This window comes from Abyssisolibacter sp. ZYX002 (assembly GCF_056892235.1).
In genome coordinates this window covers 879,552-893,806 of sequence record NZ_JARMXH010000001.1, presented here as the reverse complement: position 1 = coordinate 893,806, position 14,255 = coordinate 879,552, and the positions used below count along the sequence as shown (strand labels likewise).

11 protein-coding genes are annotated in these 14,255 nt (G+C 29.7%); 9 read left to right on the top strand and 2 right to left on the bottom strand.

Annotation, left to right across the window (positions count from 1 at the left end; translation table 11 throughout):
• The first annotated feature begins 173 nt into the window (after nt 1–173).
• The 4 genes from P3X86_RS03975 (at nt 174) to abc-f (ending at nt 6,737) form a co-directional block, all read left to right on the top strand.
• Complete coding sequence (locus P3X86_RS03975; RefSeq protein WP_483291328.1) at nt 174–2,249, top strand: methyl-accepting chemotaxis protein; 2,076 nt, start codon at nt 174–176, stop codon at nt 2,247–2,249.
• Between the two features lie 950 nt (nt 2,250–3,199).
• Nucleotides 3,200–3,526, top strand: coding sequence for a hypothetical protein (locus P3X86_RS03970; protein ID WP_483291327.1), 327 nt, complete (start codon nt 3,200–3,202; stop codon nt 3,524–3,526).
• Between the two features lie 163 nt (nt 3,527–3,689).
• Nucleotides 3,690–4,571 (top strand): hypothetical protein, encoded by an 882-nt coding sequence (locus P3X86_RS03965; RefSeq protein ID WP_483291326.1) that lies wholly within the window; start codon nt 3,690–3,692, stop codon nt 4,569–4,571.
• A gap of 447 nt (nt 4,572–5,018) precedes the next feature.
• Nucleotides 5,019–6,737 (top strand): ribosomal protection-like ABC-F family protein, encoded by a 1,719-nt coding sequence (gene abc-f / locus P3X86_RS03960; RefSeq protein ID WP_483291325.1) that lies wholly within the window; start codon nt 5,019–5,021, stop codon nt 6,735–6,737.
• A gap of 414 nt (nt 6,738–7,151) precedes the next feature.
• On the opposite strand, the gene P3X86_RS03955 is transcribed toward abc-f, so the two are convergent.
• Both P3X86_RS03955 and P3X86_RS03950 read right to left on the bottom strand, forming a co-directional pair.
• A complete protein-coding gene (locus P3X86_RS03955) occupies nt 7,152–8,075 on the bottom strand; it encodes a hypothetical protein (protein ID WP_483291324.1) in 924 nt (307 codons plus the stop codon).
• Nucleotides 8,072–8,557 carry a hypothetical protein gene (locus P3X86_RS03950; RefSeq protein ID WP_483291323.1) on the bottom strand — a complete coding sequence of 162 codons (486 nt, stop codon included), beginning with the start codon at nt 8,555–8,557 and terminating at the stop codon, nt 8,072–8,074. Before P3X86_RS03950 ends, P3X86_RS03955 begins: the two co-directional genes overlap by 4 nt.
• A gap of 532 nt (nt 8,558–9,089) precedes the next feature.
• Here P3X86_RS03950 and P3X86_RS03945 point away from each other — a divergent pair.
• From P3X86_RS03945 to P3X86_RS03925, 5 genes are all read left to right on the top strand, one after another.
• Entirely contained in the window at nt 9,090–9,374 is a 285-nt protein-coding gene (locus P3X86_RS03945) for a VOC family protein (RefSeq protein WP_483291322.1), read from the top strand.
• 205 nt (nt 9,375–9,579) lie between these two features.
• On the top strand, nt 9,580–9,954 hold the full coding sequence (locus P3X86_RS03940) for a hypothetical protein (RefSeq protein WP_483291321.1): 375 nt from the start codon (nt 9,580–9,582) through the stop codon (nt 9,952–9,954).
• A 41-nt stretch (nt 9,955–9,995) separates the two neighbouring features.
• The gene (locus P3X86_RS03935) at nt 9,996–10,727 is read left to right on the top strand and encodes a class I SAM-dependent methyltransferase (RefSeq protein ID WP_483291320.1); all 732 of its coding nucleotides are present in this window, start codon (nt 9,996–9,998) and stop codon (nt 10,725–10,727) included.
• Between the two features lie 200 nt (nt 10,728–10,927).
• Nucleotides 10,928–13,906: an insulinase family protein gene (locus P3X86_RS03930; RefSeq protein ID WP_483291319.1), complete on the top strand. Its 2,979-nt coding sequence runs from the start codon at nt 10,928–10,930 to the stop codon at nt 13,904–13,906.
• 134 nt (nt 13,907–14,040) lie between these two features.
• A complete protein-coding gene (locus P3X86_RS03925) occupies nt 14,041–14,223 on the top strand; it encodes a ribbon-helix-helix domain-containing protein (RefSeq protein ID WP_483291318.1) in 183 nt (60 codons plus the stop codon).
• Nucleotides 14,224–14,255: the final 32 nt, after the last annotated feature.

The following is a 14,255-nucleotide window of genomic DNA, read 5'->3' as shown; positions in this document are numbered from 1 at the left end:
TTGTATTTGCTTTATTTTTTATTCGAGAATATTTAGGCATAGCTATAATAGGTAATTGTACCTAAAGAGGAAAAATATAATGAAATTTGTTGAAATTAGTACTATAATATAATAATGTGACGATAGGTGTATCACTTTGCATCACTAAACTATACATAAAAGGAGTGTTAAAATTGAAGGGGATTAAAAATTCTATCGCTAGTAAACTAGCAATGCAGGTTATTTTAGTCACAATTATTATATTTTCAATTGTAGTGGCATGGATGTACTACACTACAAAAGAAAATACAGAAGCACAGGTATTTAAAGAAATTGATATGCAGACGGCTTTAATCGAAAAAGATATTAGTGAGACATTCATTATTGCTAAGCAAATAGCTAAACAAGCAGCATTAGATAAAGATGTAAAACAATATCTAAAAGAAGTAAACGTACGTGAAGATATCACATCACATCCACTTTACCACAAAATGATGGATACATTAGCAGATTATAAGAACACATTTGATAGAGTAAAGTATATATTCATATCTAATGACCGTGCCAATTTTGGAGTGGATACTGACAAAGAGGTTTCAAAGGTTGGCTATGATCCAAAAAAGAGACCTTGGTATAAAGTAGCCACTGAAGCAAAAGGAGTTGCGTTTACATCACCATATCAAGGGTCAAATACAGACGAAATTTTCGTATCTGCAATAACTGCATTAAGAGATAACACAAATAAAGCATATGGCTTTTTATCAGTAGATATATCCTTAGATACCATACCAGAGATCATGAAAGATAATTTGATAGGTAAAAAAGGGAAGAACTTTTTAATAAGTAAGCAGGGAGTAGTAGTATATGCTCAAGATAAAAAGTTAGTTGATGATAAAACAAATATAAAAGATATAGAATCACTTTCTTTTGTAGGTGAAAAGGTTTTAAAAGGAGAAAACGGAATTAAAGATGTTAACTATCAAGATCAAGATTATATAGTAGCTTATGTTCCTCTTAAAATAAATGGCTGGGGTATAATACAGCTTATAGATAAAAAAGAAATATACAGTGATTTGAAAAAATTTACAACTTACATACTTATAGCATTTGCTATCGGTACTATCTTGATTTCAACAATTGTGTACTTAAGAGTAAGAAGCATAATGAAACCGATCTCGAAAGCAACAAAATTTGCTGAGTTATTGGGAGAAGGAGATTTCACACAAGAAGTTTCAAAAGAAAATCTAAAAAGGCATGATGAAATAGGGAATCTTTCAGTAGCATTCAATGCTATGAACCAAAACTTTAACAAACTCATAGGTTCGGTTATAGAATCAGCGCATGATGTTTCGTCCTCTAGTGAAGAGCTTACAGCTACAATCGAACACGTTGCAACAGTATCTAAAGAAGTTGCAACAACGATAGATGAGATATCAAAAAGAGCATCAGAGCAAGCAGAAAACACAGATAGTGGAGCAAAGAAAACATATGCTTTAGGAGAGGTAATAGAATCCAACTATCAGCAGATAGAATCACTGAATGGTGCATCAAATACAATGGTTAACAAAATCGACGAAGGACTTGAGATTGTAAATGAATTAACTAGGAAAACAGAAGAATCAAACAAAGCATCTCAAGAAATTTTTAAAGTAGTACAGATGACAGATGAAAGCACATCAAAGATAGGCAAAGCAAGTAATATGATAGCCTCAATAGCAGAGCAGACAAATTTATTAGCATTAAATGCAGCAATTGAGGCTGCAAGAGCAGGAGAAGCTGGCCGAGGATTTGCAGTAGTAGCTGAGGAAATAAGAACGCTAGCTGAACAATCAACAAAATCAACAAAAGAAATAGACGATATAGTAAGAGAGCTTATCGATTCATCAAGTTTAGCAGTAAAAACAATAAGCGAAGTAAAAGCTATCATTAATGAACAAGTACAAAGTGTTAACGATACAGAGCAAAAATATCAAGAAATATTTGCAGCTATACAAATAGCGGTTAAAGCAATAGAAAGCCTCAATGTATCAAGTAAAGATATGGAGATAAAAAAATCTGAGATACTAGAAACTATACAAAATCTATCAGCTATAGCACAGGAAAATGCAGCTGCTTCACAGCAAGCATCAGCATCAGTAGAAGAACAAACAGGTTCAATGGTTCAAATAGTAGATGCAAGTGATGGCTTATCAAACCTAGCAGAGAACTTATCTTCATTGGTTAGTAAGTTTAAAATCAAAAACAAAAAACATAACGAGAACAGGATTTAAGACGTGTTAGAGTAAAGGAATTGTAGGAAAGATAATAGATAAATTAAAACATTATCTAAAAAAGTTAATATCAACGAAATAGAGAATAGATTAAATATATATTTAAAACGCATAAAATAGTCTTCCAATAATTTGGAGGGCTATTTTTATATTTACAGAAGATTAATAAAGATGACTAGATTTTAAGATTAAATAAGGATAAGGTTTGGAAATGTGATATTTATTTGATATTCACATGGAAAATGGAGTAATTAATATCACTCACTATACAAGTAGTTTTGTAGGAGAGGTTAAATAATATATATTTGAATAGTCTATATAATCAACTGAAGAGTTTTAATTATATATTTTATATACTTTAATTGAAGAATATTGTTGGGAGGTATTCATTTGTGTTAAGGGCTGGTGTTCGTGTCAGCCCTTAGCAATTCCTCAATCTAAGCAGTCCATGCATTAGCTTCTTATTCAGGGCATTGAGCATCTCTTTCTAAGGTTTAGAAACGTTTCAAATCCAGAAACGTTATGTGAAAAACTAATATAGTTCAGAATGCATTTTTAGTGAAGAATTAAATATAGTTTAGAGTATTTAAAATTGCTATTAATATAGTAAAGAGTATTTAAATATAATAGAAAAAGATGTATTTATGGAGGCACTAAGGACTTTTACATAGGAAAGAGATAATAGCAATAGACAGTAGTAAATTTAGGGCAAACGACTCAAAATATTATGAAGAAGTTGCTCAGAAATATGTAGAACTACTAGATGAAAAATGTTTAAACCAATAAAAGGTATAATCTTAAAGTGTGTATCTTCTTTTAAGGTAAATTGCTAGCAGACTAAAGGGTAGGTGCTGTAACCATCAGAAACAAAAGCAAGAAGATTATTAGGTAGGATTTAATTTCAAATAGGTAGTGGAAGATTTACACTATGATAAAAGGAGGGGGTGTATATGCGAATACTAAGATTTGTTTTTATAGTATCTGTACTCTTGATATTGTGTATGCTGATAGCGGCTTGCAATGAAGAAAACGAAGAAAATAAATACACAGATGAAGAATTCAATGAGATGACTGCAATGGAGTTGTATAATGTGTTTCTTGAAAATGGTTTAAAGGTAGATAAAGATTTACTAAAAGCCTTAACAAAGTATCAATTAGCGAAATTTTTTAAATCTGATTTTAATTTGTTGGTGAAGGGAATGTCATCACGCAGTCATAATGGATATATGAAGATGGCTAAGGACACAAAAGCAATCTATGAAAAGATAAAGAAGTAATCGTCCTGGCACATATGTTGTAATTCTGACTATTTAGAAAATAACCTAGAAATTTAAGAGACTACGGTATATTAATTGCAGAAATTATCATGTAGATTTTCGTAAGAAAGTAAAATTTTGCATTAACAAGTGTTGAAATTTGAGAGTGTAGGAGGAAAGTAATATGTTAAAACAAAGTAAAAAATGGTCATCAATATTTTTGGTTGTATTGTTAGGGATAATGTCCTTAATGATGTCACTAGCAGTTTATGCACAAGAGCAATTACCCATTTCTGAAGAAGTAATTTTAAATATGGAAAGTAGTGAGCTATTAGATACTTTGCTAGACAGAGGGTTAGTATTACCTAGTGATTATGATAATAGCAGAGATTTAGCAGAGCACTTTGTATACAAATACACATCTATGATTATAAATGGAAAAATAAATCCATGTATACAAGTGTTCAACGCTGAACAATCAAATCAAATGCTCAATAATTTAGCTATCACGCTTGATAGTATGAGTGTATTCAAATTGGAGAGAGAGCCTTATTTCTCAAGATACACTTTAAAACATAGCACCCCGATTGGGCCGTGGGACATGAAATATAAAGAATATAATTGCTATGCATATTCACTCGGTAAAACATCAGGATTGCAACCAGGTGAAATTTCTAACACGTATTTCAGCATATTGATGCCTATTTCAAAAATGGCAGATGTTGTTTTAAAAGATTTAGATTCATTGGGGTATAATGGGTATAAAACTACTACAAAACCGACAAGTCTTCCTGATAAATGGTTTAAAGTTATATGTATGAGAAAAGATACCGGTAATGAAGATTTCCATTTTATGAAAACAAATGGTTCGCTTAATTCTTGGGCACATAAACCTGGTTGTACACTACCATTGAGCTGGAATTACTCCTCACCTGGATATACGATTTGGAGTAATGAGCATGCTTATGATGTAAATACAACATATCCACCTACAGTAACCTATGAAAGCGATATATATTACATTATTTACAAAGGGAAGAATGATCCAGGAGTTCAGCCACGTTAAGTAAATTAAAATTGAGAAATCATTACCTGGTTAAAATATATATTTGAAAGCACAATCATAGGGCTTGACAATTATAATTTTAGTCAATATACTAATATAGTAAAATAATATTGAAATAAAGGAGAAAAAGATGAGGAATTTGTTCTTAGTTAAATAGTAACAATTTAATATTAATGTCTAAATGAAAGTCAAAGTATTAATAAACACAGGAGGAATATGTCCTTTTGTAGATGGTAGATTTTAGACATATTAATAAACTAAGAACATTACTTAAACTTTAATATAAACTTTTAGATATCTGCATGGATATATATTTCGTATCTATTTTTATATATGAGATGTATATTTTGGATGGTATCAAATAATTTTGAGGTAAAGGCTGTAAGTGAACTAATGTTCATTTGCAGTTTTTTTTATTTTAATATAGAAAGGTGCGAGGTGATAATTATGTCAGTATTGATGCGCTGTGTTGGTATAAGAAAGAATTTTGGACAGCAACAAGTCTTAAAAAATGTTAATATGGAAGTAAAAGCAGGGGAGAAAATAGGGCTAGTAGGAAATAATGGAGAAGGTAAGACAACACTTGCAAATATTATATTCGGAAAAGAAAATAAAGATGGAGGAAATATAGTATGGAGCAATGAAAAAGCCAAAATAGGATATCTATTACAGTCAACTTATTATACTGTTAACACTATTAATGATATGTTTGCAAATAACAAAGACTGCATAAAAGCGTTTCTAAAGGCATCAAGTCAGTTAGGTATACAGAAAGTGAAAGATTGGGACAAGGAAAAATTTAAAGGATTGAGTGGAGGTGAAAAAACAAAGTTAGCGCTGGCAAATATATGGTCAGATAAGCCCCATTTACTAATACTCGACGAACCAACAAACCATTTAGATTTTAAAGGAATTCAGTGGCTGATAGATGAGATTAGAGAATATAAAGGGACAATTATAATTATTTCACATGATAGATATTTTCTTGATGAAACAGTAGATAGAGTTATAGAACTACAAGAAGGTGTGAGCACAAGCTATAAAGGCAATTACACTTGTTATAAAAAAGAAAAGCAACATAGATACGAAAGTCAATTAAATGCTTATATAGTGCAAGAAAAGTATAAGCAAAAAATCACACAAGATATAAATAGATTAAAAACTTGGTCAGATAAATCACATAATGGGGCAGTAAAAAAAGCAGTTAAAGCTGGTAGAAAAAAGGGAGGAAAAGAACACTATAGAGTAAAAGCAAAGAAAAAAGATAAGCAAGTAAAATCAAAACTAAAACGGCTAGAAAAAATTGAAATAGAAGGAGTAAAAAAGCCTAAATCAGAAAAAGAAATCAACTTTGCATTTAATGATCCGAGCAAAAAAGGAAAAAGAGTGTTAGAAGCATCAAATATTACTAAGATATATGGAGACAAAATATTATTTAAAGATAGTTCTTTCTATATACAGAGAGGTGATAGAATAGGGTTATTTGGGGAAAACGGATGTGGCAAGACTACGCTGATAAAAGCTATAATGGGAGAAAAAAACATAGATAAAGGAGATTTGTTTGTAAGTCCTTCAGCTAACGTGTCCTATATGAGTCAGGATGTACTTGATTTAGATAAAGAGAGCTTTGTTATAGATTTGTTTGATATCACCACAAGAGAAAAACGTAGTGAAACACAGATTTTACTAGCTAATTTAGGACTTGATGAATCTATGATAAAAAAACAGATAAAAAAGCTAAGTCTTGGAGAGCGAACTAGGGTAAAAATAGCACAGCTAATACTAAACAACAACAACATACTAATTTTAGATGAACCTACTAATCATCTAGATTTATACAGCAGAGAAAAATTAGAAGAGACACTAGAAAAGTATACAGGAACTATTTTATTAGCATCACATGATAGGTATATGTTAGAAAGAATTTGCGACAAATTACTAGTCTTTGAAAATGAAAAAATAAAAAGAGTAGAATATGGGTTTAAAGAGTACATGGAGAAAATTAAAAAAGATGATACCAAGAAAAATGAAGCAAACCAGAAACTTGTCATACAAAATAGGATTGCATATATATTGGGAGAACTAAGCAAATACACTAAAGAAGACCCCGAGTATCATAAACTAGATGCAGAATTTCTAGAGTTAACAAGACAGCTGAGAAAGTAGGAGCAAGTTGATAAATTGCATACCTACTATTAAAACCTCTATATTATATATAAAATAAATAAATGAATGAGATTTTTTAATAAAGAATGGTTAGAGTAATAAGTATATTACAATACGCACAAAAAATCACTCAGATAAGAGGCAAAGTAATATTACATGGTATTACACAATAAAAAGCATAAATTTATAGCTGTTATAAAATCATAACAGGTACTATTTATGCTTTATTGTAATAATTCTAAGTTATTAATAGCCTCTTAGATTCATCGTTTATTACTAAAAATAACTCTCTAGTTAATTTTCACTATAACACTTTGGTATGTTTTACTGAAAGTTTTTACTTAGTAAATTAATAGTATAAATATTCTAAGGATTTATCTATATTTATAAAATAAAATAAGGTTTGTTTTTTATTTATGCTATTCTTGTAATTGATGCAACTAGTGACGTTCCTCCTGCATTTACTAGTCCACTTATTATTTGAGTAGAACTAATAAATTTTAGTTTATCCCCTTTGTTTAATGCTACAATTGCTGTTTGGGTTGTATTACCAACATCTGATATATCATTTAAACTGTTTCCTGAACTTAATATTATAATGCCATCTCTGACTAAAGATATTGATAATCCTACAAAGTCATTCATTCCAAGACTTGATTCAAGAAATACATTAGCTCTAAAACTTACTAAATACAATCCTGATGACATTATCGTAAATATATTAGAATCAAATCCTATATTAGATTGTAATGTCATATCAGTAAATTCAAGTGTCTGCCCTTGCATTATTCCATCCACATTCAGATTATTATTTACTGATATAAACGTATTATAATCATTCATACATCTATTACACATATCTCCTAACGACAATCTTACAATAGCTAGTTGGGCACTAACATTCTGTTCAGAAGCTAATCTAACTGCTCCTGCACTACGGTTAACTAATCTAATTTTATCTCCAGCTGTTATTCCAACCAATTCACTAGTACTCAAAGTAAATCTACCTGACTGAGAAGAATCCAAATTCAATCCTGCCGATGCTATATTAGTGCCTTGTTGATTTTCTGTTGTTATCGCTATAAAAGAAAAATTAACATCTTTAAAAATATTTACCCACCAAGATATAATATATATTCCACTTTCACTAAAAGTAATAGTATCAGCGTCTTTTTGATATGTTATATCTGATGTGATTTGATCAATTGTATCAAAAGATACAGCATCTCCATTATTAAGAGTCGATTCATTGTTAGCTGTCATACTGATATAACTACTCATCATAGAAGATTTCTGTGGTTTTATCTCGTTTATTTTATTATTTTCTTGTTTAATCAACATGATCCCTCCTGTCCAACCTTAAAAGCTATAAAAGTAGCACTAACTCCAGTATTAATTGTATATAATGTCCTTGCACTCCCACTATCATTAATAAACTCTAACGCTTGACCTGCTTTAATAGCAATTATCATATTACCATCGATTGGTACTTCGATATTCTGGCTTGCAGATATCGCTACTACTGCTTGTGTTTGTTTGTCTACTAAAGATACAATATTATTATCTTCAGCGAAGTTCATCCACCAATACAAGTAATAGACACCTTCTGTATTAAATGTAATACTACCATCATCATTTAATACAATATCATCAGAAGCGGAATTAATTTCATCTAAGCTAATAACTGAGTTGTTATTAACTGCATAACTACTTAAGCTGGTAACCATAATATGACTCAAACTATCGTGGAGCTGTTTTACTTCATTTTTAGAGTTATTTATGCTTATACTTTTACTCTTTATACCTAAACCTTTTTCCATATACAACACTCCTAAAAAATACAGTTATAAAGATAACTATATACTTTTGTTCTACTCTTAATTTCAATAAGTAATCTCTGATTATACTTGGTATATTATAATATATGTCCATTTTTTATTTATAGTGCCAAGTTCCAATTTTGCATTATACAATCATATAAACATAGATATATTGGGAGAACTAAGCAAATACACTAAAGAAGACCCCGAGTATCATAAACTAGATGCAGAATTTATAAACTTAACTAAACAGATTAGAAAAGAGACCTATAGATGAACTTTGTAAATCATAATACAGTTTTGACAATTCTGTAGAATAGAAATAAAATATCAATAAAGTATATTATTAGTCGTAAATGCTGACTTTATATTGATTTCAAAGATATAGTCAAATTTAAATGTAAAGGAGTAAGGTTATGAGTAGCTATGATAAAAGTTATACCATGTTTATTTTATATGTTGAAAACCAAGAAAAGACCAAGGAGTTTTATAAAAAAATATTAGGGGATGAACCTATACTACATGTTCAGGAATGACTGAATTCAAGCTTTCTAAAGGTGTCGGTTTAGGTATTATGCCAGAGGAAGGCATTAGAAAAATACTAGATGATAAGATAACTAATCCTAGTGAAGGCAAAGGAATACCACGTTGCGAGATTTATTTATATGTAGATAATCCAGATGAGGCATATACTAGGCTAATTGAAGCAGGAGGCAAGGGAATTAGTATCAATAAACTTAGAGCATGGGGAGATTTCGTTGCGTATGGTGCAGATTTGGATGGACACATAATAGCATTTGCTAGAAAACATGAGTAATTATAATAAATATATATAGGTAGGTATAGGTGAATAAACATATAAAACAACGGAAAAAAGTTATATATATGCGGGCAATTATTTATGACCACACATTATATCAGTAAAAGAAAAAGGTGATATTATTAAAAAAACCAAGATAGCATTTTTTATAATTATTACAATAATAATTATCTATACAACATATTTATATAGAGGTATTAGAATGTCAGAAATAATAGGATATAACAATGATGATTTTAAATATAATAATTTAGAGGTGAAGACATTAACAGTTGGTAACGGTGTTCTAACAGATAAGATAGTTACAATAAATAACAGTAAACATATAGATAAAATACTTAAAAAACTAGCAGTTTATAAAGTCAGAAAACCGATGCAAAACAGCTATAGCTGGGCAAATAACAAGCAGTACAACTTAAAGTTTAAATCAGTAGACAACAATAATGACCTAATGATAAAAATCGTGACAGAAAAGTATATAGGAATAAGCATAGGGACAAATGCTATGAAGATGTATGAAATAAAAGGAGAAGGAATAGATAAAGGGTTTTTAGAAGGTATATTTGCTAGAAAGTGATATTAGTTAAAACAGCACCATCACATAATAGGAGGGTGAAGATGGATAACAAAAATTACTATAACAACTATGAGGAAAGATATAGAATTTTACATCAAGCTGGTATAGAAAGTTGGGGACAATCAGCAGAAGATGAAGACTTGATTTTTACGTTAACAAAATGGGTTGAAAAATATAACTTGGTAGGTAAAAAAGTTATCGAATTTGCTTGCGGTGAAGGTGCTTGCGGATTAATTTTATCGAAGCTAGGATGTATATATCATGGCGTTGATATTGCACCATCAGCTATAGAAACAACACAACAACTGTTAGCAAATTATCCAAATGCAAGAGTTACGCTTCTAGATATGGTCAAAGAAACTTTAGAAGACAAGTATGATGCAGCCTTGGATGTATGTGGGTTACATATGCTAATAACAGACTCAGATAGAGCTAAATATTTAACTAATGTATTCTCATCGTTGAAGGACAATTCACCTATGCTGTTTTATAATGAAAGCTATAGAGATAATGCATATATGGGTACAGTTAAAAGCATACATGATTGGTATGAAGTAATGAATATTGATAAATCGCCAAAACAAAGAGTGATAAAAATAGAAGAAAAAGATATAGAAATAGCTATCCCTATCTTACAAGCAAGACCAAAAAATAAAGAGTTATATATAAAAGAAATGGTTGGGGTTGGTTTTATAGTTGATGAAGTTATAATAAACACCTATCAAGATGTGCAAACTTCAGCCAATATTTATGTTCATAAACCAAGTATTTAATTATAATATAACGTAAAAAACTAAGAATAATATTAAGCTAGTAATAGAAAAAAGACAAAGTCTAAAATGACCTTGTCTTTTTAAGTTGTGTTATTCAATAAAAATTAAGATTTTCTTAAGAAAAACAACACCAAAAAATTAAGGATATTATCATAATGTATAAGGGTAGAAAAATAATTGGATAGAAAGAAGGAGATAGTTTGAAAGAAGTTACAAAAATAGCTATGGTAGTATTTCTAATACTCATATGCACTATAATAGTATTTAGTAAAGTAGAAAACAAAGAATCTGATTTGCATGGATTTAGAGTAGTATCAGATGAAAAAGTTGAAGAATTAAATGGTAGAGGTATACTATACGAGCATATAAAATCAAAAGGCAAAGTGCTATATATTAAGAATGAAGACAAAAACAGATCCTTTTCTATTAATATCAAAACAATGCCGAAAAACAACAGAGGGACAAATCATGTAATAGAGCATTGCATAGCGCAGGGAGGATCAGAGCATTACCCAGTGAAAAGCTCCATAGATAAAGCAAAAAACAATTCCATGTGCGAATCACTCATGATATACACAAAACAAGATCGTGTAACTTATTGCGCAAGTAGTTATGTAGAAAATGATATATACAATATGATGGATGTAACACTTGATGCGGTTTTCTTTTCTAATCTTGTTAAAGATCCAAATATATTAAAAACACAAAGAGGATTATTTTGCTTAGATGATATTGATGAAGAGATAGTGTTTAGAGGGAATGTATATAGCGAAATGAAAGGGATGCAAGACTCAGAATTACAGCTACAAAAAGCAATAACAAAATCACTTTTCTCAAAAACAGATTATAGATGGGATGTAGGTGGAATACCAAAAGATATCATGAAACTTACAAAAGAAGAAGTCATAAAGACTTACGAAAAGCAGTATGTACCATCTAATTGCTACATAATTGTATATGGAAAAGTTGATATAGAAAAAGTTCTAACAAACTTAAATAAATATTTTAGTCATAGAAAATTTGAACAAGTAAACAATGAAAACGTGCCGATTCAAAGACAAACATCAAATAAAGAAGTTGAGTATATAGAAGACTATGGAGTTGCAGAGGATAAAGATACTACAAATAAAACGTACATTACATATAACTATGTGGTAGGTGATATAAAAGATAAAGAGGGCATATTTGTAGCTAACATAATCAATAGATTGTTAAAAGATGATATTGACCAGTTGAAAAAACAAATACAATCACAAAAGCTAGGAAAAGATGTATATTCTGAGTTAACAATGGAAGGTATTCAGCCAATATATACAATAAAAGTATTAGATTCAGACGTTAAGAACAAATTAAAGATTCAAGAACTTATAGATGATTTGTTTACAAAGAGATACCAAAACGGATTTGCCATAGAGCAGATAGATAATTTACTCAGTAAATGCAAAAGAATTGAAGAAAGAAGATGCTTAAATACAGTAAGTCATTATAGAATCAATCAAGACATATGTAGAGGTTGGATGCATGGAGAAAATATATTTGATTATATAAGAAATAAAGATACTATAGAATCATTAGAAAACAATATAGAGAAAGGATGTTTTAAAGAGTTTTTAAAGCAAAAATTCATAGATAACAAACACCGATCAATAGTAGTGCTCAATCCAGTAAAAGGATTAGCAGAGCAAAAAGCAAGAAAAACCAAAGAATATCTAAAGAACTATAAAGTAAAGCTATCAAAAAATGAGCTAGAAAAATTAGTAGAGGACACAAAATCACTAAATGCATGGATAGATAAGTCGAGTTCTAAAAATGATGAGAATAAAATTCCAAAGTTAACCTTAGAAGATATCAAAATAGAGATGGATGATATTCCAACACAGATGGATAAATTGCATGGAGTATCTACTATTTATCATCCTATGAACATAGATGGGTTCTCTCAAATATCATTGTATTTTGATACAGATAATGTAGTTGAAGATGAATTATGCTATGTCAAACTATTATGTGATGTACTTGGAAAACTAGAGACTATAAAAAATAACAAAGAACAAATATCAGAAAAAAGAAAAAAGTATCCATTTGTGATTATGCCAGAATTCCATGACAAATCAGAGTCGAATATAAAAGGACTAAAAATATGTATGAGTATGAAAATGGATAAAGGTAAATGTAAAGATATACTTAATTCCAAAGAAGAAATAATAAATAGTACTCTGTTTAAAGATAAAGAAAGTATTAAAAACATACTCGTCAGTATTCAATCTGATTATAAAACATTTATAGAAGAATATGATTATGGAAAATATGTAGCTAGTAATAGTGTCAAATGTCAAGGAGAAAAGTATTCAAAGATTTGGGGAGATAAGTATAGAGTTTTTATTAATAACTTACTTGCTAATTACGATAATCAATTTGATAATATAGAGCGTAACCTCAAAGAAGTAAACCGTAAAGTATTTAATACTAACAATATGACTATAAGCTTCACAGGGAGCAATCAAGGGTATGAAGAATTTAAAAGTAATATAGGGGATTTAATAAGTAAGATCAACAATAAAAAAGAGGCAAAATCAGAGTCTATAAAAAATAAGAAAAATAGAAAAGCCACTATAATGCCTATAGATACATCATATGTAGTAGTGGGTGGCAACTTTATAGAAGAAGGATATAAATATGATCCCAAAATGAAAGTACTTGAAAATATCATCAATAATGAATATATAAAACAATTACGTATTAAAGGATACGCTTACGATGCAAACATAAACATTTCAGAAGATGGAGATATCACAATTTCAGTTGATAGATGTGATGATATAAAAAAAACACTAGAAATTATAGACAGCGTAGTGAAGTTTATAGAGAATTTTACACTAGCAAAAGATCAAATGCACAATCATATAGTTAGTACTATACCTAAGATACTGAAAAGAGATGAATTCGATTCATATATATTCAGATATAAAGCCTATGACAAAATGCTTTTTGCAAAACAGTCTATAGACAAAAGAATACAACAATGTAATCAAATCAAAACTACAAAAGATAAAGATATAAAAAAATATGCTAAAATGTTAAAAGCAATACTAGATCAGAATAACTATTGCATAACTGGAGGAAAAGATATAATCTTAAAAAACAAAGGACTGTTTGATGAAATAGAGTATTTTAAATAAAATATAAACGAAAAGGTGAATTTTACTATTTCACCTTTTTATGTTTTTGTATAAAAAATTTACCAAAATATATTGACTTTATGTGCTGGCAAAATGTATAATAATATTGTACTGGCATAAAGTGAGGTGAAGTTATGGTGCCAAAGAAAATGGGTCGACCGACTTCAAAAAATCCCAAGGATATAAAACTCCAAATAAGAGTTGATAAACCAACAATGGACATGCTTGATAGATGTGCTAAAAAACTAGGAAGTAATCGTTCAGATGTTGTTCGTAGAGGGATAAAGAGAATAGCAGAAGACCTAGAGGGTAAATAAAAAGAAGTAGCGTCACGCTAACCAGACCGACA

Excerpts from the sequence above, each read along its gene's own strand:
- P3X86_RS03970 (WP_483291327.1), top strand. The coding sequence starts at position 3,200 with ATGCGAATACTAAGATTTGTTTTTATAGTATCTGTACTCTTGATATTG.
- P3X86_RS03965 (WP_483291326.1), top strand. The coding sequence starts at position 3,690 with ATGTTAAAACAAAGTAAAAAATGGTCATCAATATTTTTGGTTGTATTG.
- abc-f (WP_483291325.1), top strand. The coding sequence starts at position 5,019 with ATGTCAGTATTGATGCGCTGTGTTGGTATAAGAAAGAATTTTGGACAG.
- P3X86_RS03950 (WP_483291323.1), bottom strand. The coding sequence starts at position 8,557 with ATGGAAAAAGGTTTAGGTATAAAGAGTAAAAGTATAAGCATAAATAAC.
- P3X86_RS03945 (WP_483291322.1), top strand. The coding sequence starts at position 9,090 with ATGACTGAATTCAAGCTTTCTAAAGGTGTCGGTTTAGGTATTATGCCA.
- P3X86_RS03940 (WP_483291321.1), top strand. The coding sequence starts at position 9,580 with ATGTCAGAAATAATAGGATATAACAATGATGATTTTAAATATAATAAT.
- P3X86_RS03935 (WP_483291320.1), top strand. The coding sequence starts at position 9,996 with ATGGATAACAAAAATTACTATAACAACTATGAGGAAAGATATAGAATT.
- P3X86_RS03925 (WP_483291318.1), top strand. The coding sequence starts at position 14,041 with ATGGTGCCAAAGAAAATGGGTCGACCGACTTCAAAAAATCCCAAGGAT.